The sequence below is a fragment of the Pedosphaera parvula Ellin514 genome (assembly GCF_000172555.1).
Lineage (GTDB): Bacteria > Verrucomicrobiota > Verrucomicrobiia > Limisphaerales > Pedosphaeraceae > Pedosphaera.
Genome location: NZ_ABOX02000032.1, coordinates 1 through 25,781, shown reverse-complemented (window position 1 = coordinate 25,781; position 25,781 = coordinate 1). Strand labels below are relative to the sequence as shown.

Genomic DNA, 25,781 nt, shown 5'->3' with positions numbered 1-25,781 from the left:
GCCGCGGGCTGGGTCGCTGGGGCGTTAGGCGGTTTTGCTCACCATGAAATTTCCAGGACTTACAAAAAAGGGAATAATGTTCGCGGGTGTTATCTGTGTTCTTTACTGTCTTACGTACGGGTGGACTCGGTCGCACTGCATTCTCATTCACCGTGTCTCCGTCGAGACGGGTGGCGGTGGCAGCAAGCATTACTACCACGGCGTCAGAGGGGGCGACTTGGGACCGATCGTTATTTTGCAGAAGCCGGACGTTGCGGATCGTCAGCACGCGTTTGTCGAGGTGTGTTACCGGACGTTTACGCCTTTGCGCTGGACTGAGGCGCTGGTATGGCATTTCATTCCTATAGATGGTAACTAATCGTTGCAAAATCATTACATGGCTGACCGATTCACACCACGAGCGAAGCGATTGTTGATAATTGCCATGGTTACACCATGGCTGTTCCTGATCGTTTATTAGGGTGCGCCGATGTTGAACTCGCAGCGGAGGCATCTCATTGCGGTGGAGGAGCACATCAGTAAGATTACGCCCGAGTGGGAGTCTTTCCGGGTAAAACATGCGGGGCTTCAGGATGTGAAGCTATTCGCTTACACCGGAGGCGATGGCATGTTTGGAGCCAACGGAACTGTGGCGACCGACGAGGAACTTGCGCAACTGCGGAAGTTTATGGAGAGCACACATCCACCGCGACCGGTTTTCGTCGATACTGTCAGCGTGGTTGGGCCGGAGATTCTTGAGTTCCAGAGGAAAAATCAGCCGGTGAATGGAAAATAAAACAGATGATCGGGCGCTCGGCGAGTGCGTCCGCTTATGATCCAGGATTTTAGTCCCAGATACAACGTGTGCCTCCCTGGCGTCAAAAAGCAGATGAAATGTTCCCTGAGTTGGCTTGCCAATTCGAATGGGCGGACACGCCATACCTTCTTTGGTTCGAATTGCGCGAGGCTTTCGAGAAGGCATACGAGCAGACGCCTCGTGATGAGTCACTGATCAAGCGGATTTACCAGTATTCGGACTGGTGTGCCGATCAGCCACGCGGCGAGACAGCGGAGGATGATTTGCTCACATGTGTAGCGGTTTGCTTCTACGAGCATATTCCGCTTCATTCGGCTGCTCGTGAGGATATGCCGCGGTGGTGGCGGGCCGAAGACCTGGCTGGCGAGCCGAGCGTTTTCCAGTATCATTTGTCCGAGGAGCAATTCCGTGAATTGCGGAATTTTTTGGCGAGAGAGAGTCATCGTTATGATCCTGGACCCAGGACCGAGAACTAATATGAGCTCCAGCGAATCTTGCAGGCTATACGGGTTGCGTTGGAATTGTTGGCTGCGTTCGCGGGTTGGGGCGATGGGTTGGGGTGGGCCGCCGACGAGGTTCGTGTTCGACGAAGTCTCACACCACCGTTAATTGGGCGCTGGCGCGAGTTGGTTGAATCGCAGTTCGCCTGCGCGATCAGCACGACGAATTGGATTGGATCCCGAGAGAGGTCACGGAATCGGCGCAGCGAATTCCCTACCGAAAAGAACGAGCCTGGCGGTTGGATTAGGGGCGTTGGCCGCGTACGCGAATGAATTGCAATGTGCTTTGGTGACCGGGCACCCTGAAGAGGCCGTGCTGTTGATTTTGGAAAGCCATGTCAGTCAGATTGACATGGCTGGTCGGTTGCGTAGAGTCGGTTTTGCGGATGAGATTTTACAAGCTTAGTGAAATTCCGATCGGGAGCGATGACCAGGTGTTCAAAGTTCCGTCGAGAGGCGGCTTTATCTGGGTGAGCTTGTATTTTGGGATTGGAATGGCGCTTCTTTGGTTTGGAATCAGCGGTGCGAAGATTTATGGCCTGAAGATACCGCGAGGTCTTTTTTTCTATGGGGGAGCCGCAATTTGCGGATTGCTCGGACGGGCGGCTTGGTGGAATTGGCGCGCCCGCTTGAAACCAACGAACTGGTTGCTGCGCTGCAATGGCAGCGGCGTCATCATCAAATATCGATCCTACGAGAACTGGCGTTTTCCAGCGGAGGATGTGCAGGCGGTGGGGTTTGACTATTCCGAGGTCGCGGAGATCAGGAAGAGCAGGGAACGGCGCGACGCTCCGAGCCTGGGTGGTAGCCGACGCAATCAGACTCAAGAGGAGTTGACCTTTTTGGTTTTTCACCTGGTCAATACCGACACTTCCGCTCTTGAAGCGCATTTGCAGGCGGAACAAAAGGCCGAGCCCCCAAACGGGAGGTGGAAGTTTTGGGATTATCCGGTTGAAGTGTTGCCCGGCGGGATAGTCCAAGTGCGGTGGAGTTTCAGTGCCGGATACACGATCCATCCTTCGCTCGACACGGCCATTGAATATATCGGCCGGTATGTGAAAACAGGCGTTGCGGAGTCCTCGAAGGTGGATCTGACCTACCGGAAAAATCTGACGCCCGAAGAAGCGGACGCCAATATTCTCAAGCTGGCGAAGAGCGGTGACAAACTGGGCGCGGTGAAATTGACGCGGCAGGTTTATGGTTCCACTCTGAGTGAAGCGGTTGAGTTTGTGGAGAGGTTGGAGGTAGGAGGTTAAATAAACTATGCGTTGCGACGAACGCGGATATCGTGGGGCTTGTGCACACTCACCAGTTGGCCCACACGCGTCTTGCGGTCCGGTTCGTGTTCTACAAGTTTCGCTTGTGGCCGATAAATAGTTTCGGATAGCTATATTGGAGGTTAGACCTCCTGCGCATGATGAAGAGCAAGTTTGAAATCTACCTCGCTGTCGGGCTTATTTCTGTCACTTTCCTTGTTGGCGGCTGTGATCACGCCAGCTCATCGACTGACTCGAAGACCCAGTGGATTGATCCGAACAAGTTGGAGGCAGGACCGGTTCGTCATGCCAGTCTTACCGAGGCGCAAATGGAACGAGTCAAGCGAGTTCAGAAGGTGTTCAGCGAAGTTGAGCCCAGCCCCATCGAGCAGTGGGTGGATGATTTCAAGAGAGACCAGAATCCTGAGAGGGAACTGAGTATCTGGGAGGGTATGGCCAGAGCGTACGAGACATTCACCACTTCCAGGAATCTGGCTTTGGCAGGGAAGCAGGAGGTGTTTCAAGTGGTGCTGCTTCGATCAGGCGCTGCCGAGGACGAGGTGCTGAAGCACTTGAAGCTGAAAATTCTTACCGAGAAGGATGCGAGAGAGATCATGGCTCTTTTTACGACCAAGCCTGAGCCGATAAGGGTTGTTTCACCATGAGGAGGTTTAACGATGCGTTGCAGGCAACAGTCGGTCCGCAGGGGCGATGCGTTTGACTGTTACACATAAAGATTTTCCGAGAGGCAGTGAAGTTTATCCGGCTATTTTGTGAAGGGTATTAGTTTCAAGCACCTAGAATCGAGGGTCGCGTGCGCGCGAGTGGAGTCAACTGGGAGATAGAGTCGCAGACCATGTCAGAATTCGACGGGAGTCTCATTCCACCATTTGATTGATTGCTGGCGCGGTCGAATGAGTTTTGGGCGGGCGACAAGTGTGCTTCTTTATGGACGGGGCTTGGGAAGAGGAATAGGCTCAATCCGGTGACAGAGACGCAAATTAATTCGAGGAGAAAACCCTTTAGGCTGGTTGCAGTCATGGCTATTTTTTTGTTGGCCTGCGTGGGATTGTGGTTTTATGTGCGCGGTGCTTCTGAGATTAAGATAAGAATCAAATTTGTTGGTTTTACGAATAATGCGGCTGCTTTTGTGGTTTCCAATGAGGGACGGTGCAGAGTGTTTGCGGCGCAGTGTGATTATGAGGCGTGTGGGTTCGCGGGCCTTCGGTATTCAGGGGAGAGGGTTGGTGGGATGATGTTATCTCCTGGCCAGAGCGATATCATACTCGTGCCAACTCAACCGGTTAGTGATCAACCGTGGAGAATTGTCGTCGATTTTTCCCCTGATGACTGGCGGCATGATCTGGCGATGAAACCTCCTTGGGTTCAGTATATGGTGCGGGATTTGGTTCGAGGTTCAGAAGATAGGTTCAGGGAAAAGCGGGTGTCGTTTTATGGTGATTGGTTGGGTTCCAGCGGAGTGGTCGAGCTTACCAATCGTGTGGAAGTTCCAAGGGTTTATACCAGTCCGCCGCAAGCAGGGCAGGTAACAACGGATAATTTCAAGAAAATCGAACTGAAGCATTAAGAATGTGGGTTGCTGAGAGGAAAACTAGGTGCCTCAAGTCATTCCAGGTTTTGTAATGGCGGAACAACTGCTCCAACCTGATCAGTGTTAGGAATTTCATCGTTGGTTTGGTCGGAATGTCATGAGCAGTTTGACGGCAAGCCGATTGCAAATCGGCGATACGGCAGGCTAAAAGCCCGCGCTACGGGATTGTGGGATGTGGTTGAATCGTGGGGCGCATACGCGGATTGGCTCAATTGGCTGGGCGGAATTGCCGACGATGTTAGCGTTCGAGGGACTCTCAGGCCACCGATTCATTGATTGCTTGCGCGGGGTTCAAGTGTCCTTGGTCGCGTACGCGGACTTAATTAATTTCAAACCAAAGTTGACAAAGTTAGTTACCTGCAAAAATATTACGCAGTTGCATCATGAACTATGGGTTTTTTCAGCGTTCTTAAGGAAAGGAGAGAATATGAAGCGATTGATGCTGGGATGTATGGGTTTGGTCTTGGTGGCTGGGGTAGTGGTGTGTTGCGGAGAGGGCGGGCCGAATGTGATTCAGGCGAAGGTGGGGGAGGATTTCAAAGTGGTGTCGGAGTCGTACTCGAGCAAGGTGAAGGGACAAGTCGGGGCGGGTGGTGGGGAGTCGTGGCAGTTCAAGGCATTGAAGGCGGGGGAGACGCCGCTGGGATTCAAGTATGTGCGGCCGTGGGAGACGAATGCGGTGCCGGGGCAGGTGACGAATTTTGTGGTGAGGGTGGAGAAGTGAAAAAGGAAATTCAACCGCAGATGGACGCGAATGAACGCAGATGGGGAAACTGTGTTGCGTGTGGCGGGTTGCATGTTCGGATGGTATCGGTCGGTTAAAAAAGTTCTGGGAAGGTGGCTTTAATGGGAAAAATGGAAGTAGAGAGTTTTGATTACATGCGGTTAGGGCGAATTTTCTTTTCGGGGGAGCGTCAGTATTAGACAAATAACTATGCACATTCACCGGTTTATTTTAGCGGGATTTGTTGTCGGGAGTTTGGTTGGCAGCGCGGCGAGGGTTGTTGCGGAGGAGCCGCCGAGGCAGCCGCCGCGTGGGATTGAGGTGCCGGCGCAAGTTAAAGCGGATTTGGAGAAGGGGACGGCGGAGTTGGGGCGGGAAATTGAGGAGTTGCGAAGAACGCTGGCGAAGAAGCCGACGTTGTTGGAGTCGTTGCCTGATGTGCAGATTTATTACAACGCGGTGCATTACGCGCTGGTGGATGACATTTTCTATAAGACGAATGATTTCGCGAATGCTTATAAGCTATTGAGGGAGGGAAGTGAGCGAGTGAAGGCGCTACGGAGTGGACAGGTTCCCTGGAACGCGGCGACGGGATTGGTGGTGCGGGGGTATGTGTCGAAGATTGATGGATCGGTGCAGCCTTATGGATTGGTGGTGCCGAAGTCGTATAAGGCCGGGGATACGCACCTGCGGCGTTTGGATTTCTGGTACCACGGGAGGAACGACAAGTTGAGCGAGCTGAGTTTTGTGACCGAGCGGGAGAACAGTTTTGGTGAATTTACGCCGGAGGATACGATTGTGCTGCATCCGTATGGGCGTTATTGCAATGCGAACAAATTAGCAGGTGAGGTGGATTCATTTGAGGCATTGGAGGATGTGCGGAAGCATTATGCGATTGATGAGAATAGAATTTTGGTGCGGGGATTCTCCATGGGTGGTGCGGCGACATGGCATATGGCGACGCATTATGCGGGCTTGTGGGCGGCGGCGGCACCGGGCGCGGGGTTTGTGGATACGGCGATTTTCCAAAATATTTTTACGAAGGAACCGAAGCCGACCTGGTATGAGCAGGAGATGTGGCATTTGTACAATGCGATGGATTATGCAGCGAATTTGAACAATTGCCCGGTGGTGGCGTATAGCGGGGAGATTGATAAGCAGAAGCAGGCAGCGGATTTGATGAGCCAGGCGATGGCGGCGGAGGGGATGAAGCTGGAGCATATCATCGGTCCGAACACGGCGCACAAATATGAGCCGAAGGCGAAGGAGGAGGTGGCAAAGCGGGTGGATGCATTGGCGGCTAAAGGACGGAATCTGTTGCCCAAGACAGTAAGATTTACGACGTGGACGCTACGATATAACCAGCAGGATTGGGTGGTGGTGGACGGATTGGAGCGGCATTGGAATCGGGCGCGGGTAAATGCGGACATATTGGAGGGTAATCAGATCAAAGTGGAGACAACGAACGTGAGCGCATTCACGTTGACGATGCCGATTGGACTTTGTCCGGACACACTTTCACTGCATCCCAAGGTGATTATTGATGAACAGGAATTGAAAGCGCCGCTGGTGGCACCTAATAGATCGTGGACGGCGCACTTCAGGAAGAAGGGGGATAAATGGACGGTGATCAAGCCGGGGCGTCTTAATGGGGAGGTGAAAAGGCATGGATTGCAAGGGCCGATTGATGATGCGTTCATGGATTCGTTTATAATGGTTCGGCCGACCGAAAAGCCGCTAAACGAGAAGGTGGGGGCGTGGGCGGGCAGAGAGATGGATTACGCGGTGGAACAATGGCATCTGCAATTCCGTGGCAAGGCGCGGGTGAAGGATGACAGTGCGATTTCGGACGAGGATATTGCCTCCAACAATCTGATACTTTGGGGAGATCCGCAGAGCAACCGGTTGCTCGGAAAAATGTTGAAACACCTGCCGGTGCGATGGAACGCCGAGGGCGTGAGCATCGAGGGAAAGCGGTATGCGGCGGATGGTTACGCGCCGATTTTGATTTTTCCAAATCCGCTGAACCCGAAACATTATGTGGTTTTGAACAGCGGGTTCACCTTTCCGAAAGTGGCGCACATCAGCAATGCGCTGCAAGTGCCGGAGTTGCCGGATTATGCGGTGGTGTCCCTGGATGTGCCGGCTTATGCGCGTGTTCCAGCCGGGGTGGAGGAAGCTGGTTTTTTTGACGAGCATTGGTCCTTGAAATCAAAGAAGCAGTAGCGAAGGCAAACTCGAAGCCAGAGTGATTCGGGCTAAGAGTTGGGCAGGATGAAATAGAAGGTTGCACCCTGATTGGGAGCGCTTTGTGCCCAGACCCGGCCACCATGACGATTCAAAATGCGTTGTACGGTGGCGAGACCGATTCCGTGACCGGGAAATTCCTGGGTTGAATGAAGGCGTTGAAAGGCGCGGAAGAGTTTGCCGGCGAAGGCCATTTCAAATCCGGCACCGTTGTCGCGGACGAAACAGAGAGTTTCGCCATTGTTGTGTTCCATGCCAAGTTCGATGCGTGGAGCGGAGGCTTTGGCGGTGAACTTCCAGGCGTTGCTTAAGAGGTTTTGCAGGGCGATGGAGAGGAGGCGTTCATCGCCCTGCACGATCAAGTTCGAGGGTTTGATGAATTCGACACTTCGTCCGGGCTGACTGCGCTGGAGATCTGAAACGATGCGTTGAGCCACCTGGCTGAGATCGACGGGTTGCAAGCGCATCTGACTGGTGTTGAGACGGGAGAGTTGCAGGAGATCATCGATCAAGCGTCCCATGTGTTTCGTGGCGCTGCGAACGATGTGCAGGTGGTCTCTGGAAGTGGCATTCAAGGTGGGGCCGGCCTCTTCCTGGAGGGCGTGCGCAAAGCCGTCGATGCTTCGCAGGGGAGCACGCAAATCGTGGGAGACGGAGTAGCAAAAGGACTCGAGTTCCTTGTTGGAAGCTTCCAATTGTGCGGTGCGTTCACTGACGCGTTTTTCCAATTCGGCATTGAGGCGTTGGATTTCCAATTCCGCCTGCCGACGTTCGGTGATCTCCTGTTGCAAGTCGCGGTTGGCGGCTTCGAGTTGAAGGGTGCGTTCAGTCACTCGTTTTTCCAAATCATCGTTGAGTGCGAGCATTTTTTGCTCGGCGGCGAGGCGTTTAAGATCGATGTGAAACACGATGCTGGCGTTCCACCAGATGGCGAGGGTTAAGGCCAGCAGGTCGGCAAAGGCAAAAAGCCAGACAACATCGCCGTTAAGGAAGCGACGGTTAATGCCCAGCAAAGGAAGCAGGCCCAGTACTGCGGGGATAAGGATTGGTGCCAGGAGGAGACGGCGGGCGAGAACGCCGCCTGCGGTTTTGCTGGTCACGATTGCCATCAAACCCCGCTGAGGCCGTGCACAGAGCATTCCGGTTCCGAGAATGGTGAATCCCAGCGCGACCAGCAGCGTGAGTCGGCCACCCGGGTGGATGAAAGTTGCCATGTAGTACGCGGGGAAATTGCAGAGGTGTCCAAGCAAAGCCAAAATGGAGATAAGCATCCCGATGATGATCAAGGTGTCGCTGGGATATATCCGTTTTCCGACTCTTCGATCCAACAGCAGGAATGAGATGCCGAATATCAGGAACAGGAGCGCGGTGAAAAAAGCCGGACGACCTGGTGCCCAACCAGCCAAATTGTCCCGTGTCAGGAACTGATCAATGCGAAAATCCCACTGGCCGAAAAACTCCAGCAGTGTAACCGAGCCAAAGAGGGTCACCACCGTGGCCAGGAAGTGGCAAGCATAACGTGAAGCCCGGATTTGATTCTTATTCTTATTCGCGGTCAGCCAAAGGCAGGCACCACTCAAGAGAAAAGCCAATGCGGTATTGGCCCTTATTTGGGGTGGCAAAGGGGTGCCTGTGCTGGCATTCTGCGGAAGGAGAAACCATGACAAAAGAGCGATCGCTCCGAAGGAAATCACGGCCAATGCCGCGATGCGCGCGATTGTTTCCAATCGTGAACCAAAAAGTGAATTATTTGGTTTTTTCATCAGGGTGGCAGAACCTGGAATTGCCACTTGGCAAACCGCTTCCGAATCGATAGGAGGTCTGCCACAATTGCTTGATGCAGAATATTGACTGGTTCTGATTAGAAAGTAAAGATTGAGAGCGATTTGCAAGCAAAGGACAAGCAGGTGGGCTATAAAGTCGGGAAGCCATTTGTAGGGACAAATTTGATTGATTTGTGTATCGCAGCACTCGATTCCAGGACATACGCCCTGGCCAAGATTGCTTTCAACTAAGCTCCGCCGAATTGATCCTCCTTGTTCTTGAACAGAATGTTGAACGTGGTGAGTGAGCCGTAGCTGCGGGTGATGTATTGTTGCATCTCGACTTTCTCAGCGTCGGTGAGTTTTTCGTGTGCGTTAATTTTTTGTTCCAACACTCTGAGGTTGTTGCGGACCATGACGATTTTGTGGAAAAAAACTTCCAGCGGCACCTCCTTGGTTTGGAGCGAGGGATCGGCGGGGTGCATGACCAACTTGCCATTGTTCCAACGGATTCCGAGCTGATCGATAACGGTGTCCGGTTTTTCAAGGCCCAGCTTTGAAATGGCACTGCTGATAGTTTGATCGATGAGTTGGGAGAGAGGAAGATCCAGGCCGGTGAGAGAAGCTTGAGCTTCGGCAGGTTCCAAGCCGCTGGTATCCGGGGCGACAGTGCGTTTGCCTTCGTTGAAGAGGATGTCTGCCGTCTGCTCGGAAATGCTTTTGACCGTGCCCTCGCCGTATTGCGGGTGGCGGACTTGTTGACCGATGTGCAATGCTTCAATCTTCATAATCGAGTTGAGTTAATGTCCCGGCGTAAGTTCTTCGGTGCGCGTAATGGGCGAGACAGCTCCTTATTGCGGTCCCGCTCCTTTCTGACACCCACACCGCTGATTTTCATTTGCTTAAACCCAATCTTAAACGCGGGTGGATTTATTTTCAATCGGAAGTCGCAATTTGTAGAGGGATAACAGCAGAATTGGAGAATGAACAAATGCGTCTTTTGCTTTGACAAGTGTCCACGGTGTCACTTTGCTGATTGTTAACGATCGAATAACAATACCTTTCAAGATCATGAAGAAATACAATGTTGGCATCATCGGTTATGGTTGGGTGGCGGGCGCGCACATTGCTGCCATTAACGCGACTTCAAATGCGCAGGTCACAGCCGTTTATTCTTCACGCGAACTGGATGCAGCCAAGGTAAGCGCTCAACACGGCAGTTCGATCACGGTTTACAATGACTTGAAGAAGATGTTGGCCAACCCGGACATTCATGTGGTCTCGGTCTGCAGCTATCCTTACGATCATTCCAAGCAGGTTATAGCGGCGGCGAAGGCGGGAAAGCATTTGATCATCGAGAAGCCACTGGCTTTGAATCTCAAAGACCTACGTGCGATGCAGGAGGCGGTGAAGCTGGCAAAGGTCAAGACGTGCGTTTGCTTTGAATGCCGTTGGTCGAGTCAGTTTTTGAGCATCAAGGCGACAATTGATCGTGGTCTGCTGGGCAAGGTTCATTACGGCGAAGTGGATTATTATCATGGTATCGGGCCGTGGTATGGACAGTTTCGCTGGAACACCAAGAAGAATGCCGGCGGCAGCAGTTTGTTGTCAGCGGGTTGCCACGCGCTGGATGCCTTGTTGCTTTGCATGGATGGCGAGGTGGATACCGTGACCAGTTACGCGACGGTCTCGAAGAACAAGGTTTTTGCCGAATACGAATATCCGACAACCAGTGTAACGATTCTGAAGTTCAAGGACGGACGCATAGGCAAGTGCGCTTCTGTGATTGACTGCCTGCAACCTTATTATTTCCACACGCATCTTGTGGGGAGCGAAGGCAGTTTGCTCGACAACAAGTTCCATTCCACGACCCTTGGCGGTTTGAACAAGAATAAGTGGAGCGAGCTTTCGATGAAGATGCTGGATTCCGGTGATGTGTCCGATCATCCGTATCAGACTCAGTTCCAAGCTTTCTTTGACGCATTGGAACAGGGAAAAGAAATGCCTCTGACGAGCCTGACTGAAGCGGCGAAGAGTCATGAAGTGATTTTTGCGGCGGATCGTTCGGCCAATGAAGGCAAGCCGGTTAAGCTTTAATGTTGGTTAGCCGAGATTAAACACGGATGAGCCTATCAAATAAAGTTGCCATCGCGATTGCGGCGCATCCGGATGATATCGAATTCCAGATGGCCGGGACGCTAATGCTGTTGAAGCAGGCTGGATACGAGACGCATTATATGAACGTTTCGAGCGGCAACTGCGGCAGTCTGGAGTTCGACAGCAAGAGGACGAGAGTGGTTCGTGCTGGCGAGGGGAAACAGGCGGCAAAAATTCTAGGCGCGAAGTTTCATCCGAGTCTTACAGATGATCTGGAGATCTTTTACGATCTCAAAATGCTCAGGCGATTAGCCGCAGTGATCCGTGAGGTGAAGCCATCGATTGTATTGACGCACTCGCCGCAAGATTACATGGAGGATCATATGAATACCTGCCGTCTTGCGGTGACGGCGGCGTTCACACACGGCATGCCGAACTTCAAAACGATTCCTTCCCGACCGATTTATAATGGCGATGTGACCCTCTATCATTGCATGCCGCATGGGTTGCGGGACGGATTGCGTCGGCGAGTCTGGCCAGGGGCTTACGTAAATGTCGCGTCGGTGCAGGAGACCAAGCGGAATTCGCTTGCGGCACATAAGAGTCAGCAAGGTTGGCTGGATGCGAGTCAGGGAATGAATTCGTATCTGCTCGCGATGGAGGAGATGTCGCTGGAACTTGGAAAGATGTCGAAGAAGTTCAAGTATGCGGAAGGCTGGCGGCGGCATTTGCATCTGGGGTTTGCGGCACGAGATATCGATCCTCTTGCAGAAGTGCTGAAAAGCAATTATTTGATTAACAAGGCTTACGAACAGGCTTTGGAAAATCTACAATGAAAGGTTTCGAACCAGAGACATTTCAACCGCGAGAACTTGCAGAACCGGGGCCGGCCTGGAAAGCGGCCGAGGCGGAGGGATACGATATGTCTTTGATCGAGGAAAACCTGCGCAAGACTCCGGAGGAGCGAATTCGGGCTCACAGCCGTGCCTTGGCGATGGCAACTGCACTGCGCGAAGCCATGGAGGCGCAGCATGGCCGAGATTGAATCTTTGTTGCAGCGCCTTACTGCAGGAAAGGTGGACTTTGTAATTGTGGGTGGCTTTGCTGCGGTTGCCTATGGAGTCTCTCTGGTGACGCAGGATGTGGATATTTGCTGCAACTTCGAATGCGAAAATTTGCTTCGGTTGCAATCTGCACTTGAGGGCTTGCATACAGTTCATCGTCTTACTCCAGCCAAGCTCCCTTTAACTATTACACGAGTCAATTGCAATGACTTTAAAAATTTGTATTTGAACACCGACCTTGGACAACTCGACTGTTTGGGACAGGTGCTCGGGGTGGGTGATTACAGCGAGGTAGTTAAGCACGCCGTTGCCCTTAACCTGGCATTCGGCCCTTGCCAAGTGTTAAGCATAGACGCCCTCATCAAAGCGAAAGAAGCGATGAACAGACCACGAGATATTGCCGCAGTTGCTCAGCTCCGGGCGATCAAAGAACGTTTCAAACGGTAGGTTCCGAAATTTTCTGTTGAAATCCGCACAAAGCATTTCAAGATTCCCCCACTTATGCCACGAAAACTCAGTTCGATTGCCCCAGATTGGTGGGATTACACCACGCTGGATACTGACATCATCAAGGAAGTTGCGCGCCTGACACCGGAGAAGATGCTCAAGCTCTCGCGTCCGGGATTCAAGGTGGTGTTTTATGAGACACTGGAAGATTTCTACCTCGCTGAAGCATTGGAATATATCAGTGCGTGGAAGCAATCGACGGCGGATAATCCGGTGGGGATTTGCGGGCCGATTGGGCCGACGGAACAATTGCCGCTGGTGGCGCGGATTGTGAATGATCTGGGGCTGAATATCAAATCCGGTCATTTTTGGGGGATGGACGAGTGGTATATTGATGGCAAGGAAGCCCCGGCAACGCATCCGCTTTCGTTCGAGAAGGCGGACAAGGAACTTTGTTTTAATCGCATCCGCAAGGAATTGTTAATGCCGAAGGAGAACCTGCATTTTCCAAAAGCAGACACGAAGGGGTATCGTCAGAGTTGGGAAGGAGTGCGGTGCGCGGTGATGCAAGGCGGGCAGGGCGACATCAAGCATTGGGCTTTCAACGATCCACCGAAGCGTGAAGGCAAGTGGAAGAACAGTCCGCCGCCGCCGGAAGAATATCGCAAGCTCGCGACGCGTGTGGTGGACTTGCATCCGATTACCATTGCACAAAATGCACGCACATCTGGTGGAGGAAATGTGACGCTGGTGCCGACCAAGGCCATTAGTGTTGGGCCGGTTGAGACGTGGAAGGCGGAGAAGGTGTCGATCTGGCATGCGGGCATGCATGACAATCCGTTTGGCCAGCGTTTGACCACGTTCATGATTGCGAAAAAGCTCGCAGATAGTTCAGTGCCAATGTCATTGCTGGCAGACCATCCGAACGTGCAGTTTAACTTTTATCGTAAGGGTATTGGCAGTTGCGACGTGGAGATGCATTGATTCACAGAGATTTAGTTTGCCTGTAATCGCAACCTAGATACGTTGGTACAGAGCGAAAATGGCTGCTGCTACCAAATATTGGAATCGGCTCGGATTTGAGCGCGAGCTTTGGCAACAGGGGACAACCCTGGTGGCCGGAGTGGACGAGGCTGGTTGTGGTCCGCTCGCCGGGCCGGTGGTGGCCGCGGCGGTTTTGTTTCCGTGCAGTTGGTTGGAGGCGGGATTGTTTTCCAAGTTGCGCGGCTTGAATGATTCCAAACAACTGGATGAGGATCAGCGGGAGAAATTCTACAATATTATTGTGAATCATCCTGAGATTCGTCATGCCATCGCGGTGATCGATGTTGAAATGATTGATCGCATCAACATTCGGCAAGCGGCTTGGCGGGGAATGAATCAAGCCTTGGACCAATTGAACCCGAAGCCGCAGCATGTGCTGGTCGATGGGTTGAAGATAAAATGGCTTCCGTACGCGCAGACTGCGCTCGTGCAAGGCGATGGGAAAAGTTATTCCATTGCGGCAGCAAGTGTGCTGGCCAAGGTGACCCGGGACCGGTTGATGCAGGACTACGACAAACAATATCCCGGTTATGGTTTTGCCGAGCACAAAGGATATGGGACGCCCAAACATTTGGCGGCAATCAATGCGCAGGGGCCATGTTTGATTCATCGCAAAAGCTTTGCGCCCTTCCGGCCGATAATGGAAACGCTGGAGCTTTTTCCAGCTCCAGATGCGAATCCTGCGTCGACTAACCTGGAAGTTTCTCCGTCTGCTCAGCAATTGCCTGGAACTTGATTGGGATGATTGCTAATGAAACTCGAAGAGTTCTGGGAGATTGTGGAGAGGGTGCATCTGGCATCCAAAGGTGACATGGATGTGAAATGCAAGCTCCTGACCGAAGAACTACGCAGACTGCCCACATCTGAGGTGAAGTCGTTTTCTCACCATTTTGATGACTGCAAGGATAAGGCTTATACGAATGAACTTTGGGCTGCTGCGTACATCATTGGCCATGGTTGTTCGGACGACAAATTTTCAGATTTCCGTTCTACCCTTATTTCAATGGGACACTCTACTTTTGAGAAAGTTGTTTCCTCATCTGAGTCTCTCGTTGAGATGGATGTGGACAAGGACAATGCTTTTTACGAGGGCTACCAGTATGCTCCGATTACGGTTTACAAAGAGATGACTGGGAGTTTGCCTTATCGCGATAAACCGCATCCCGAGTCTCCAACTGGAACATGTTGTAACGAGGATGAGGAGGTCGCCAGGCTCTATCCCAGACTAGCCGCCAAGCACCATTATTGCACTTCGCCGCGAAGACGGTGGTGGAGGTTCTGGTAATTCGCAAAAGGAATGAACCTTTGGGATAGAATCGGGGCATGGGTTGGCAATGGGGTTAAGCCGCTTCATTTGCAGCATGGGGAATTGGGGGAGCGGGCCGCGAAGAAGTATCTTCGCAAGCAAGGACTCAAGTTTTTCACAGCGAACTTCAAATCAGATCGAGGTGAAATCGATTTAATATTTCGCGATGGTGATGGTCTGGTGTTTGTGGAGGTGAAGACGCGTTCATCAGTGGACTGGAATCTTCCGCCTGATAAAACGGGCGGCAGCATTCATTCTTTACGACAGGGTCAAATATCTTTTAATGTTGATGCCTGAATGACAACCCTTGGCTCACGCGTCGAAAACGCATCCACTGTCAGCGGTTTTTTTGGAAAATTCAGCGTTCTTAGGGACGCGATTCCAGAATTATGGATTTCGTTCGCCATCAAAGCCATTTCCATCGCCGCCTACGGGCTCACCAACTCAACATTGGTCCTTTGGATGCATTCCGAACTGGGTTACCGCGATGATCAGGCATTGCCTATCGTCGCTGCCTGGTCATTGGTAATGACGGCGATGACGCTCCTGGTTGGCTCATTGACCGATGTGCTGGGGATGCGCCGGACACTGTTTATCGGGACAGTATTGTGCATTTTAGGACGGGCGGTGATGATCTTGACGACGGTCAGGTGGGTGGCGCTGGCATGCGGCCTGTTGCCATTGGCGATCGGCGAGGCGTTGGGTGGTCCCGTACTGATCGCGGCGGCCCGGTGTTATTCCAACACGCGCCAACGGTCCATGTCCTTCTCCATGATTTACGCCATGATGAATCTTGGATTTCTGATGGCGGGGTGGCTGTTTGATCACTTCCGCAAGGGACTGGGTGAACATGGGCAATTGAACCTGGCGGGCCTGCATTTCTCGACGTACCAGACCCTCTTTCTGGTCAGCTTGATTCTGGAGGCGCTGGTGCTGCCGTTGATATTCCTATTGCGTGAAGGCGCGGAGGCGACCGATCAAGGGCTCAAGTTGGTTCCTCGAAAACCGGCCCCGGCCAACCGCAGCTTTCTCCAATCCGTCAACCTCACCACCCGACAGGCCACACGCGAAACCGTTCAATTGTTCGGCACACTGTTACGGCAGGCCGGCTTCCACCGACTCCTGATTTTCCTCATTTTGATCGCATTCGTGAAGATCATTTACCGACAGATGGATTATGTGTATCCGACCTTTGGCATTCGCGAACTTGGCCCGGGTGCGCCCATTGGGATCTTATGGGGATTGAACAGCTTGTTCATCATTATCCTGGCGCCCATCGTCGGTGCCCTGACGCAAAGATTTTCGGCGTATTCCATGGTCATCACGGGCGGGCTGATTTCGTCGGCCTCCATTTTCATCATGGCGCTGCCGCCGGCCCTGTTTGTGCCGGTGGCGGATGGTGTGCTGGGGAATTTCGTCGGCCATTGGTATCTCGGTCTGCACGGCGCGGTGCATCCGTATTATGTGATGATCTCCTTGTTTGTGCTCGTCCTCTCGGTGGGCGAGGCGTTTTATTCCCCGCGCGTGTATGAATACGCCGCCGCCATTGCGCCCAAGGGACAGGAGGCTTCCTATGGTGCGCTCTCCTACGTGCCCTTCCTGCTGGCCAAGCTGTTGATCGGGTTGTTTTCCGGCAAATGGCTGATGCGCTACTGCCCCGAGACCGGCCCGCGCCATTCGGAGACGCTTTGGTTGATTGTAGCCTTGTTCAGCTTGGTGGCTCCCATCGGTTTGATTGGGTTGCGCCGTTTCATCCAAGTCCGCGAGGCCGGGCGCGAGACTGAGTCCTGAACCGCGCTCGGAAAAGAATTGTTTCGCCCCACGGTTCGTGTTTCATCGTGGTCAGGTGAATCTCTTGGCAAAGCTTAAAACGTGCTTCGCTCGCAAGGAGCAGGCAGAACATCTTCGCCGTGGCGACCTGGGCGAGCTCGTGGCAAAAAAACATCTTCGCAAGGGCGGGCTCAAATTCCTCACGGCAAATTTCAAATCAGATCGTGGCGAGATTGATTTGATATTCCGTGATGGTGATTGTCTGGTGTTTGTGGAGGTAAAGACGCGTTCATCGGAAGAATGGTCTCGGCCGGCGGCGGCGGTGGATGCAAGGAAGCGCCGGTTGCTTTCGCAAACGGCACTGGATTATTTGAAGTTGCTAAGAAATCCTCAGGTGAAAATCCGGTTTGATATTGTGGAAGTCTTGTTGACTCACGGTGAAGTGAAGGAGATTCGGCATTTGCCGAATACTTTTCCAATTTCCAAACCATATCGTTATTTGTGATGTGGATAGTGAATTACCTTTATTTCGAGGCTGATTTAGTTCCATGAGCTAAAAGCTCTTTCTGTTGTTCCAAAAATTCCGTCCATTTTGAACCATTTACGAGTGAGTGGCTCCCGTCTAAAAGTAAGACTTCGTGGCCTCCATTTTTTAGTCGCTGTCCATTGTGGCCCAAGCCGACTTTGTCCCAAACGATTGCGATGCGTTGATCGTCCGCTTCCGTAAGACCTTCGACGTAGTGCCAACCTGTGGAATTGGAATTTAAGGTTCCTTGTTGTATGGCCTTCAGGGTGACTTCCAATGGAACGGTTTTTCCACGGAGCAGGTAGGCTCCTGCGTTATCGCCGCCTAAGTAACCGCCAGTTCCCAGTAACGCCAGAGATGCTTCTGGAGTAGCGCCACCGGCCGGGAACTTGCCGTGATTATCAGCCGCGTACATTCGCAGCGCGAGCCCAAACTGTACGATGCAGCAGTGACTTGATCCGTAAGGGAATTTGTAGCGGTAATACCCATATACGGTGCCGCCGAAAACGAAAAGGCATGAAAGAATGGTTAAGAAAAGTCGCTTTTTGTTTCGCTTCTTCGCCACTCCTTGATTTACAGAGACCATCTTGCAGTTAACTCTAACTAATCCGAATACTCAGAGCAAGTGATTGTCTGTGAGCAATGGGAGAAATATGATCCGGCTCACGCCGAGATGCTACCTATTGAACGATAGATGCGGGTTGGGCTGAGTTGTTGGTCGCGTGCGCGATGACGGAAGGAGGGTGCTGCCCGAGGGTATGTGGTTTCTTTGACGCGCTAGCTTATGTCCAAATCTGCTTCAAATAAATCGTAAATCAAAAATTTGAAATCCAAAATTGTTACAGGTGTTCTCCGGCCATGACGTCGGTTTCTTTTAGGCCGAGAGAGAACGGTTCCAGCGGCATGAGGCGGTCGTGGTTTAGGTAATCTTCGCAGATTTTGAAGAATTCAACTTCGCTGGTGGCGCGGCGGATTTGGTGGAGGAATTGGCCGGTGGGTTCGACGCCGAGGCCGACGTAGTTCAAATACTTCTTCATCTTTTGCACCTGGGCCAGTTCACGGATGTCGGGTGGGCGGACGGCATCATAAAGCGTGCGGATGTATTGCAGGACGTCGTGGCCTTTGGGGATGAAGATGGGTTCGCCGCGGCGGTGGTGGCGGATTTGATGGAAGAGCCAGGGATTGCGGATGACGCCGCGGCCGATCATTAATCCACGCGCGCCGGTGAATTGTAAAACTTCCTCTGCTTTTTTGGCGGAATAGACGTTGCCATTGGCGAGAACGGGGCAGGAGACGGCTTGGGCAGCGCGGGCGATGAAATCGTAGTGGACTTCGGAGCGATACATTTCCTGAACGGTGCGACCGTGGACGGTGAGGAGGTCGATGGAATGTTTCGCGAAGATGGGGAGCAGTTCATCGAACACGCCGGTGGAGTCAAAACCGATGCGGGTTTTGACGGTGAACTTGACGGAAATGGCGTCGCGGAGAGCGCCGAGAATGGAATCGACGCGTTTGGGTTCGCGCAACAAACCGCCGCCGGCGCATTTGCGATAGACGATGGGGGCGGGGCAGCCGAGGTTCAGGTCGACGGCGACGATGGGATATTGCTGCAGTTCCTTGGCAGAACGGACGAGAGAGGGAATATCGTTGCCAATCATCTGAGCGATGACGGGCTGGCCGGTGGGATTCTTCGTGATGGATTCGAGAATCCATTTTTCCAGGTTTGAAGATCCGTGGACGCGAAAGTATTCGGTGTAATAGACGTCAGCACTGCCGTAAGACGAAATGACCTTCATGAAGGGAAGGTCGGTGACGTCCTGCATGGGGGCCAGGGCAAGGATGGGTTCCTTGCCGTCGAGCATTTGTTGGAATTGTGCGGCGTAGTTGGTCACGTAAATCTATTTGAATTGCGGGTGTTGCTGCAATTTTTCCCAAGTGGCAGGGGCGAGCGGGGCTTGACGGTAAGAGGGTTCCCACATGGGTTCGGCGCTGGTGGAGTTCTGGGCGCGTTTAAGCCAGGTTTTGTCGAGGGGCTCGGAGATTAAGTCCAGTGAGTTGGCGGCGATGGTGGTTTCTTCCTTTTCGCCGGTGGCGTGGCCGGCGCCGACGTAGAAGTCCGCGAGCAACAGGGAAACGCGGAGCATGGTGCTGCGGGAATAGGTTGGCAAGGCGCAGGGGCGTTGCGGGTCGAGGAGGCGGAACAGATTGGCAAAAAGCGGTTGAGTCCACATGGCGGGATTCTTCGCGGGGGAAAAGGCGTCGAAGAGGATGGCGTGCGGGGCCGGTGGTTTCCCTGCGGTGTTAGCCAATGTCTGCGTGACAAAAGTTGGGAAGTCGCCGAGGTGGAGTTCCCAGTTTACGGTGCGGGAGCCGTCGGTGAAGGTGGCGCGCTGGTGCTTGAGGAAATCATCGACGGCGGATTCGTAGCCGGTGAAATAGCCGAGGTCGGTGGCATGGTCCAGGGCAAATTGGAGCGGGGCGATGGTGTGGTCGAAGCTGATGATGCGCAATGGGCAGGTGGCGGCGCGGGTGGCCTTTAGGACGGTGAGCACGTTGGCGGCAGCGCCGAGACCGACGTCCCAGATGACGAATTCGCCGGTGTGGGTGGCCATGCGCTCGGGCAAGTGCAATTGCTTCACGTAAAGCGCTTCGGCTTCGGCAACGGGGCCGATAACGGGATGGAAGGTCTCGCGATGTGCCAGCGAATGGACGCTATGCACGCCGCTGGCGAGCTTTACGAGCCGATAGCCTTCTTTAGTCGAATGCATCTGGATTAGCATAACAAAGAAATGGGGTCGTGCGGAACAAGAATTCGCGTTTCTTGCAAGAGGGGCAGAATTGGGAGAGGTTGCGGTACCCTACCAGCTTTCAAAAGGAATGTTATGAAAACGGATTCTGGAGCAAGATGTTGCGATGCAAGGACAGCGGCGGTGGCGTTGGGACGTTGGTGTCTGGGAATAGTCTTTCTCTTCTACGGTTTGGGCAAGTTCATGGGAGGGGTGAACGGTTTTGCGCAAGGGATGGTGAAGCAGTTTGAAAAGACAATGTTGCCGCCGGGGTTGGTGACGGCTTTCAGCTACGCGTTGCCGTTTTTGGAGGTGGGACTGGGTGTTCTGTTGATCCTGGGTTTGGCGCGGGATGTGGTTTTGTTTATTGCTGGGTTGTTGTTAATTGCACTGACTTTTGGGCAGGTGATGCTGCAGCAGCCGCAGGTCGTGTTTTTTAATACGGCGTATACGATGATAGCAGCGGTGTTGTTGTTTGCGTCGAAGTATGATCGATGGGTGTTGATGCCGGGATGTTGTCGGTGGCGAGGGGATGGAGCGGAGACGAAAACAGGAAATTAAAAAGCGGCGGTTTTGGGCCGCCGCTTTGTTGTGATCTAAATATATTTTTGGATTACAACGCCTTCAGAGCATTGTCGAGAGCGGTGTAGAGTTTGTTCATGGTGGCTTCGGTTTCGTCGCCCATGTTGGAGAGGCGGAAGGTGGTGCCTTTGATTTTGCCGTAACCGCCATCGATCAGGATGCCTTGATCCTTAACGAGCTTCTGCAGCTTGGCGACATCGATAACGCGTCCGCCGGGGCGGGCACCGTTGCTGATGCAGGTGAGGGTGACGGATTCAAAACCTTTGTCCGGGAACAGGGTGAAGCCGTTGCGAGCGGCCCAGTCCTGGGTCATCTTGGCGAGCTTGGAGTGGCGGGCGTAACGGGCTTCGAGGCCTTCGGCGAAGAAGTCTTCGAGCTTTGAAGCCAACGCGTAGACGTGGCCGATGCTCGGGGTGCTCGGGGTCATGTGACCTTCAGCGTTCTTCTGGAATTCAACGAAGTCGAAATAATAGCCGCGATCCTTGACGGTGGCGGCCTTGGCCAGCGCAGCAGGAGAGGCGGCGAAAACGGCGAGGCCGGGAGGCATGGCGAAGGCTTTTTGCGTGCCGGCGAGCAAGACATCGATGCCGAGCTTGTCGAATTCAATTTTCGTCGCGGTCAGGGAGCTGACGGCGTCGACGATGAACATGACGTCGGGATATTTCTTCTTAAGCGCGGCGATTTCCTCGAGTGGGCTCATGACGCCGGTGGAAGTTTCGTTGTGAATTAGCGTGAGGGCATCAAACTGGCCGGTGGCGAGCTTGGCGTCGATTTGTTCGGCGCGGATGGGTGAACCCCATTCGACCTTGAGGCCCTCAGCCTGTTTGCCGCAGCGTTGGGAGACATCGAGCCACTTGTCAGAAAAAGCGCCGCACATGCAGTTGAGAACCTTTTTCGTGACGAGGTTGCGGATGGCGCCTTCCATCACACCCCAGGCAGAGGAGGTGCTGAGATAGACCAGTTGCTTCGTGTAGAGCAGGGATTGCAACTGGGGCTGCATTTTGGCGTAAAGATCTTTGAAGCCCTGGCCGCGATGACCAACCATCGGGGAAGAGAAAGCGCGAAAGGTTTTCTCGCTTACTTCGACGGGTCCCGGAATGTGCAGTTTAACATGTGCCATAAAAGTATGTGAAAGTTTTCACGAGCGGGGGCGGATGGCAAGCGAGAAGTGAAGGAGAGTATGCATTATTAGTTAATCGGGGAAAAGCCTATGGAATGTCCGTTGTCCGTTGGGGAAAAAGGTTGCATGGTTAAAATTCTACTGGCCTCGTGCGATTTCAATTTCCCAAGGGAAACTGAATTTCAATGTGGACGTTGTTGAAATCGGGGTCTTCGAGGTTGCCGGCGTGATGGCAGGCGAGGCCGGGGGGGAGAGTGGGCAGGACGATTTCCTGACCTTCCGCGATTTGTTCGCCGTTGGCCTGGAGCCGGATGAAGCGGTTGCAGAGGTCGATGACGGCCTGTCGGTAGCTGGAGGGAACGTTGCGGATACTGAGGTCGGGACGGCCGAATTTGCGCGTGCCGCGGGTGTGGATCCAAAGCATGTTTTCCGTTTCGCGGGAGACGAGGATGACGGCGTGATCGAGCCAGTTGGGCGGGTTGGGGAGGAAGATTTCCTTTCGCCAGGTGGCACCGTCGTAGAGTTTCAGTTGTTGGGGGTCGATGAGTCCGATGGCGCCGTTATCGAGAAAGTAGGTGGCGACGCCGATGGTATCGCGGAGATAATTCAGGTCGGATGGATCGGCGATCTCGCCCTGGATGACGATGCATTCAGGGGCAGTTTGGATGCGTTTGAAAAGCTCGGGATTATTCGTCTGCATGATGCGGGCGAAGCTGGCCTCGGTAAAGGGGAGGACGGGATGCTGTTCGCGATTGGTGAGCTTGACGGTGATGCCCGGAGGGACGCCGGTGGTGCGATAAATTTCGGGCATGATATTAATGGGCTTCGTGAAATGGCCATAGAGGGCGTAGAAGACCATGGCGTTGCCGCCGCCGGGCTGATGGCTGGGCCGTTTCCAATCAGGTAGTTGAGTTGTCATTCGATTATGTGTTGCGCACGCTTCCTTGAATACCATTGCGCGGAATCCTATGAAGATAAAGGAGAAGTTGACCTGCTTTGGATCAAGTAAGCTTTTTGGGATGAATAGCTACTTTTTATCGGCCACTTGGTTGGTGTTGGAGTAGACCAGGCGGAGGAGGGGGCGGGGTTCGCGTTGAACAGGGTAGTAAGCTGAAGTAGTGGAGCCTAAAGGAGGACTCCCAATGAAACTCAAGAAACGATTTTTCAGTAATTGAATGCGTGACCTGGTATCCGGAACTGGCTCCTGGCCAAGATCTGCACCCCACATCCAGACAGTACCGTCACTGGTCATGGCAATGGCTGCCCCCGAAGCATCACAAAGCGAGACCCAATCCGACCGGGTGCCGACCCGGCTCCATTTATGAGTGGGTTCGAGCACTCCGGGTCGATAGCGAATATTCATCTCCCAGAGCGTTCCGTCAGTATGCAGAGCAAAACATTTTGGTTTATCTGTGACGACCATCGCGAATTGATCTGTGAAAATATTGGTGGCGATTTGCTGGCCGAACTGGGCGGCAGGCATGGTGGGATTAGATGCAGCGCTGGATGGGGAATAGATTTCTCCCTTGTTATTGCGGATGTGGGACAGGTTTCCTGCATTGTTCGCAATCCAGTTGGTATCACTGGAGAATGGCAGTAATGCGGGAAGCGCGGCGAATTGACCAGCGGAGGCATTGGGCACCTGCCCCCAGATCCAAAGTGTATGGTCCTCCCGCAAGGCAAAAATAATCTGGCCTCTTCCGCCGATGGCCATCCAATCCCGATTGGTGCCGAGCTGGATAAGGTTGGTTTGATACTGGCTTGCAGAAGGACCAAGTTGTCCGAGCGAATTATCGCCCCAAGCCCAGAGAGTGCCGTTGCGCTTCAGAGCGACGGAGTGGAGGTCACCCGCTGTTACAGATACCCAGTCATGATTGGTGTCCACTTGTTGTGGTGTGGTGACATAGCGTGGGCCGCCGCGCCAGCCCCATTCCCACAGGGTGCCGTCGGTGTGAAGCGCGACCGTACGGCTGTTGGCAGTTAAGATTTGACGCCAACTACTGTTTGTTTCCACGAGGGTGGGAACAAGGAGCCTGATTCCCTGGCCGTGGCTCATTCCCCAGCGCCACAGGGAATTGTCGGGCAAAAGGAATGTGGTATTGCCAGCGCCTGGAAAGATGCGGAGTGGAGCGTTGCTGGAAGTGAGAGTGACCACGACCGGCGGCGGAATCATGGCTTTGGTGACCTGCGGCAGCGGCGAGCCGTAGAAGATTTTGTAGAGAGTCCAGCCGGCGAGGAGGAAAAAAAGGATGCCGATTATCAGGGCTGGTTTCTTCATTTAAGATTTCTGTGATTGGGACCTTTGGTGGATGCAGATTGGCAGGAAGCAGGCGGGGTGTCAAACCAGTGCAAAGAGTCCGCCTCCTTTCCTCGGCGGCTACGGGAAGCTGAGGATGGACAAGGCGGGTGCGGTGGTTCAATATACGCGGGTTTTTATGAAGCAGAATGTTTTGGTTTTGATGCGATGGGTTTGTGTGTTGACAGTTTTGCCGGGAATGGTTTGGTTGACGGGGTGTGCATCGGTGGGGGATCATTCCGCCAGCACTACGGCACGGACGGCAACAACTCCTTTACCTTTGATGAAGAATTACACTTTAGGATATCACACGCCGACTGATCCGACTTTGCAATCAAAGGTGGAGGCGGTGGATGCCACCTTGCGCAGGCGGCATGGGATGGGACCAGCGGATACAGCGGTGGGAGTGTTGGATTTGAACCACCATCGGTTGGCAATGATTCATCCGGACAGGGAGGATTATGGAGCGAGCGTGCCGAAGATTGGAATTTTACTGGCGTATTTTCAGTTGCATCCGGAGGCGGCCAGCCATCTTGATCCGACGACGAAGCACGAGCTGGGATTGATGGCGAAGGCTTCGAATAATGAGATGGCGTCGAAGTTTTCGCATCAGATGGGTTTGAAGCAGATTCAGAAGGTGATCAACTCGTATGATTTGTATAATACGAATCATGGCGGCGGCATCTGGGTGGGAAAACATTATGGCAAGGACAGTGAGCGGATTGGTGATCCGATCGGGAATAATTCGCATGCGGCGACGGTGCGGCAGTTGTTGAGATTTTATGTGATGTTGGAGCAGGGGAAGTTGGTGTCGCCACAGGCATCGAAGGTGATGATGGAGATTTTTGCATCGCCAGACATTCCGCATGATGACATCAAGTTCGTGAAGGGATTGCACGGGCGGGATGTGAAGATTTTGCGGAAATGGGGATCGTGGGAGAACTGGTATCATGACACGGCGGACGTCACGGGGCCGGGGCGGCATTACATCATCGTGGGGATGACGAAGCATCAGAATGGGGATGCGTATTTGGTGGATCTGGCGCGGGCGGTGGATGAGTTGATGCTGGAAGGGGCGAGGAAATAGGAAAGCCAGCACTTGCCTTAAAACAAAATCCCTCCTGCCATCCGGAAATTTCTTTCGGCATTCGGTATAGGGGCAAATGTTCGATGATGCATGCAGGCACAAATGCCAGTTACATACTTCCCGTTCCGGTGAATCGTAGGAATGTTCCGGGAAATTTTGGACTCCAGCTCGAGAAATAGGACAAGAATAAAATCAATTGCGGAGCTGATGGTCTTTGCCTTAACAGGGGCAAGTGAGGATGGCTATTCTTCAACTGAATCGAATCCTGGGGTTTCCTTTCTTCCTGGTTCCTCTTTACCGATGGAGGTCGTTTTTTCATAGGTTATCCGAAGTTAACCTTAAACCGAATCCAACCAGTCGCAGCGCGAAGAAAATCGGTTTCCGGACAAGACAGTGCCTCAACCAAGTGTCCTCTGGCAAAAGCTTTTTGCCGTTTGAATCCGATTGACACAATTCTATTTCATCATTTATAAGAAAGGCCATTCAGCCCTCATCAGGAATTCCAAAAGCCATGAAACTACTAAAAATATTTGGTGGCGTTATCGGAACAGCCTTTCTCATGACCTCGACGCTGATGGCCCAACGTCCGCATGGCATTGACGTCTCATCCTACCAAGGGACACCCAACTGGACGAGTGTCAAAAATTGTGGCTGGACTTTCGCCTGGGCAAAGGCGACCGAAGGGGTGTCCATTACTGATGGTTCTTATCGTTATAATATAAACAATGGCAAAGCTGCCGGCGTTTATATGGGCGCTT

Annotated in this window: 30 protein-coding genes; 22 read left to right on the top strand and 8 right to left on the bottom strand. The window is 53.0% G+C overall.

Annotated elements, in window-relative coordinates:
* Window positions 1–43: 43 nt before the first annotated feature.
* From CFLAV_RS20985 to CFLAV_RS20950, 9 genes are all read left to right on the top strand, one after another.
* On the top strand, window positions 44–358 hold the full coding sequence (locus CFLAV_RS20985) for a hypothetical protein (RefSeq protein ID WP_150107523.1): 315 nt from the start codon (window positions 44–46) through the stop codon (window positions 356–358).
* 111 nt (window positions 359–469) lie between these two features.
* Entirely contained in the window at window positions 470–775 is a 306-nt protein-coding gene (locus CFLAV_RS20980; RefSeq protein WP_007416836.1) for a hypothetical protein, read from the top strand.
* Between the two features lie 68 nt (window positions 776–843).
* Complete coding sequence (locus tag CFLAV_RS20975) at window positions 844–1,272, top strand: hypothetical protein (protein ID WP_150107522.1); 429 nt, start codon at window positions 844–846, stop codon at window positions 1,270–1,272.
* A 359-nt stretch (window positions 1,273–1,631) separates the two neighbouring features.
* Complete coding sequence (locus CFLAV_RS20970; protein ID WP_007416834.1) at window positions 1,632–2,552, top strand: hypothetical protein; 921 nt, start codon at window positions 1,632–1,634, stop codon at window positions 2,550–2,552.
* 158 nt (window positions 2,553–2,710) lie between these two features.
* Window positions 2,711–3,217: a hypothetical protein gene (locus tag CFLAV_RS20965; RefSeq protein ID WP_007416833.1), complete on the top strand. Its 507-nt coding sequence runs from the start codon at window positions 2,711–2,713 to the stop codon at window positions 3,215–3,217.
* A gap of 374 nt (window positions 3,218–3,591) precedes the next feature.
* Window positions 3,592–4,140 carry a hypothetical protein gene (locus tag CFLAV_RS20960; RefSeq protein ID WP_007416832.1) on the top strand — a complete coding sequence of 183 codons (549 nt, stop codon included), beginning with the start codon at window positions 3,592–3,594 and terminating at the stop codon, window positions 4,138–4,140.
* A gap of 84 nt (window positions 4,141–4,224) precedes the next feature.
* The gene (locus tag CFLAV_RS35670) at window positions 4,225–4,440 is read left to right on the top strand and encodes a hypothetical protein (protein WP_160164631.1); all 216 of its coding nucleotides are present in this window, start codon (window positions 4,225–4,227) and stop codon (window positions 4,438–4,440) included.
* A gap of 151 nt (window positions 4,441–4,591) precedes the next feature.
* Window positions 4,592–4,888 carry a protease inhibitor I42 family protein gene (locus CFLAV_RS35665; protein WP_160164630.1) on the top strand — a complete coding sequence of 99 codons (297 nt, stop codon included), beginning with the start codon at window positions 4,592–4,594 and terminating at the stop codon, window positions 4,886–4,888.
* A gap of 210 nt (window positions 4,889–5,098) precedes the next feature.
* A complete protein-coding gene (locus CFLAV_RS20950; RefSeq protein WP_007416830.1) occupies window positions 5,099–7,114 on the top strand; it encodes a prolyl oligopeptidase family serine peptidase in 2,016 nt (671 codons plus the stop codon).
* A gap of 32 nt (window positions 7,115–7,146) precedes the next feature.
* Here the strand turns inward: CFLAV_RS20950 and CFLAV_RS32815 are convergent, their stop codons facing one another.
* Window positions 7,147–8,898 carry a sensor histidine kinase gene (locus CFLAV_RS32815; RefSeq protein WP_007416829.1) on the bottom strand — a complete coding sequence of 584 codons (1,752 nt, stop codon included), beginning with the start codon at window positions 8,896–8,898 and terminating at the stop codon, window positions 7,147–7,149.
* Window positions 8,899–9,146: 248 nt separating this feature from the next.
* Window positions 9,147–9,686, bottom strand: coding sequence for a DUF8685 domain-containing protein (locus CFLAV_RS20940; protein ID WP_007416828.1), 540 nt, complete (start codon window positions 9,684–9,686; stop codon window positions 9,147–9,149).
* A 283-nt stretch (window positions 9,687–9,969) separates the two neighbouring features.
* On the opposite strand from CFLAV_RS20940, the gene CFLAV_RS20935 reads away from it, so the two are divergent.
* From CFLAV_RS20935 to CFLAV_RS20890, 10 genes are all read left to right on the top strand, one after another.
* Complete coding sequence (locus CFLAV_RS20935; RefSeq protein ID WP_007416827.1) at window positions 9,970–10,995, top strand: Gfo/Idh/MocA family protein; 1,026 nt, start codon at window positions 9,970–9,972, stop codon at window positions 10,993–10,995.
* Between the two features lie 26 nt (window positions 10,996–11,021).
* Window positions 11,022–11,831 (top strand): PIG-L deacetylase family protein, encoded by an 810-nt coding sequence (locus tag CFLAV_RS20930; RefSeq protein ID WP_007416826.1) that lies wholly within the window; start codon window positions 11,022–11,024, stop codon window positions 11,829–11,831.
* A complete protein-coding gene (locus CFLAV_RS20925) occupies window positions 11,828–12,040 on the top strand; it encodes a hypothetical protein (RefSeq protein ID WP_007416825.1) in 213 nt (70 codons plus the stop codon). Before CFLAV_RS20930 ends, CFLAV_RS20925 begins: the two co-directional genes overlap by 4 nt.
* Window positions 12,027–12,506: a hypothetical protein gene (locus CFLAV_RS20920; RefSeq protein ID WP_007416824.1), complete on the top strand. Its 480-nt coding sequence runs from the start codon at window positions 12,027–12,029 to the stop codon at window positions 12,504–12,506. Before CFLAV_RS20925 ends, CFLAV_RS20920 begins: the two co-directional genes overlap by 14 nt.
* Window positions 12,507–12,560: 54 nt before the next feature.
* A complete protein-coding gene (locus CFLAV_RS20915) occupies window positions 12,561–13,490 on the top strand; it encodes a sugar phosphate isomerase family (protein ID WP_007416823.1) in 930 nt (309 codons plus the stop codon).
* A 58-nt stretch (window positions 13,491–13,548) separates the two neighbouring features.
* Complete coding sequence (gene rnhB / locus CFLAV_RS20910; protein WP_007416822.1) at window positions 13,549–14,286, top strand: ribonuclease HII; 738 nt, start codon at window positions 13,549–13,551, stop codon at window positions 14,284–14,286.
* A 15-nt stretch (window positions 14,287–14,301) separates the two neighbouring features.
* Entirely contained in the window at window positions 14,302–14,835 is a 534-nt protein-coding gene (locus CFLAV_RS20905; protein ID WP_007416821.1) for a DUF4240 domain-containing protein, read from the top strand.
* Window positions 14,836–14,847: 12 nt separating this feature from the next.
* Complete coding sequence (locus CFLAV_RS20900) at window positions 14,848–15,153, top strand: YraN family protein (RefSeq protein ID WP_007416820.1); 306 nt, start codon at window positions 14,848–14,850, stop codon at window positions 15,151–15,153.
* Complete coding sequence (locus CFLAV_RS20895; RefSeq protein WP_007416819.1) at window positions 15,154–16,647, top strand: MFS transporter; 1,494 nt, start codon at window positions 15,154–15,156, stop codon at window positions 16,645–16,647.
* 64 nt (window positions 16,648–16,711) lie between these two features.
* Entirely contained in the window at window positions 16,712–17,131 is a 420-nt protein-coding gene (locus CFLAV_RS20890; protein ID WP_063816449.1) for a YraN family protein, read from the top strand.
* A gap of 19 nt (window positions 17,132–17,150) precedes the next feature.
* On the opposite strand, the gene CFLAV_RS20885 is transcribed toward CFLAV_RS20890, so the two are convergent.
* The 3 genes from CFLAV_RS20885 to CFLAV_RS32810 all read right to left on the bottom strand — a co-directional run bounded on the left by CFLAV_RS20885 (window position 17,151) and on the right by CFLAV_RS32810 (window position 19,920).
* Window positions 17,151–17,738, bottom strand: a complete 588-nt coding sequence (locus CFLAV_RS20885) for a hypothetical protein (protein ID WP_007416817.1) — start codon at window positions 17,736–17,738, stop codon at window positions 17,151–17,153.
* A gap of 253 nt (window positions 17,739–17,991) precedes the next feature.
* Window positions 17,992–19,044 carry a tRNA-dihydrouridine synthase family protein gene (locus tag CFLAV_RS20880; RefSeq protein ID WP_237712433.1) on the bottom strand — a complete coding sequence of 351 codons (1,053 nt, stop codon included), beginning with the start codon at window positions 19,042–19,044 and terminating at the stop codon, window positions 17,992–17,994.
* 6 nt (window positions 19,045–19,050) lie between these two features.
* Entirely contained in the window at window positions 19,051–19,920 is an 870-nt protein-coding gene (locus CFLAV_RS32810; RefSeq protein ID WP_160164629.1) for an MnmC family methyltransferase, read from the bottom strand.
* Between the two features lie 114 nt (window positions 19,921–20,034).
* Between CFLAV_RS32810 and CFLAV_RS32805 the strand changes: the two genes are divergently transcribed.
* The gene (locus CFLAV_RS32805) at window positions 20,035–20,499 is read left to right on the top strand and encodes a MauE/DoxX family redox-associated membrane protein (RefSeq protein ID WP_007416814.1); all 465 of its coding nucleotides are present in this window, start codon (window positions 20,035–20,037) and stop codon (window positions 20,497–20,499) included.
* 52 nt (window positions 20,500–20,551) lie between these two features.
* On the opposite strand, the gene CFLAV_RS20865 is transcribed toward CFLAV_RS32805, so the two are convergent.
* The 3 genes from CFLAV_RS20865 to CFLAV_RS20855 form a co-directional block, all read right to left on the bottom strand.
* The gene (locus CFLAV_RS20865; RefSeq protein ID WP_007416813.1) at window positions 20,552–21,640 is read right to left on the bottom strand and encodes a pyridoxal-phosphate-dependent aminotransferase family protein; all 1,089 of its coding nucleotides are present in this window, start codon (window positions 21,638–21,640) and stop codon (window positions 20,552–20,554) included.
* 157 nt (window positions 21,641–21,797) lie between these two features.
* Window positions 21,798–22,559, bottom strand: a complete 762-nt coding sequence (locus tag CFLAV_RS20860) for a hypothetical protein (protein ID WP_040549667.1) — start codon at window positions 22,557–22,559, stop codon at window positions 21,798–21,800.
* A 108-nt stretch (window positions 22,560–22,667) separates the two neighbouring features.
* Window positions 22,668–23,918, bottom strand: coding sequence for an RCC1 domain-containing protein (locus CFLAV_RS20855; protein WP_007416811.1), 1,251 nt, complete (start codon window positions 23,916–23,918; stop codon window positions 22,668–22,670).
* A gap of 31 nt (window positions 23,919–23,949) precedes the next feature.
* On the opposite strand from CFLAV_RS20855, the gene CFLAV_RS20850 reads away from it, so the two are divergent.
* Together CFLAV_RS20850 and CFLAV_RS20845 are read left to right on the top strand one after the other, a co-directional pair.
* Window positions 23,950–25,023 (top strand): serine hydrolase, encoded by a 1,074-nt coding sequence (locus tag CFLAV_RS20850; RefSeq protein WP_007416810.1) that lies wholly within the window; start codon window positions 23,950–23,952, stop codon window positions 25,021–25,023.
* 511 nt (window positions 25,024–25,534) lie between these two features.
* A partial coding sequence (locus CFLAV_RS20845) for a GH25 family lysozyme (RefSeq protein ID WP_007416809.1) occupies window positions 25,535–25,781 on the top strand: 247 nt, incomplete at its 3' end.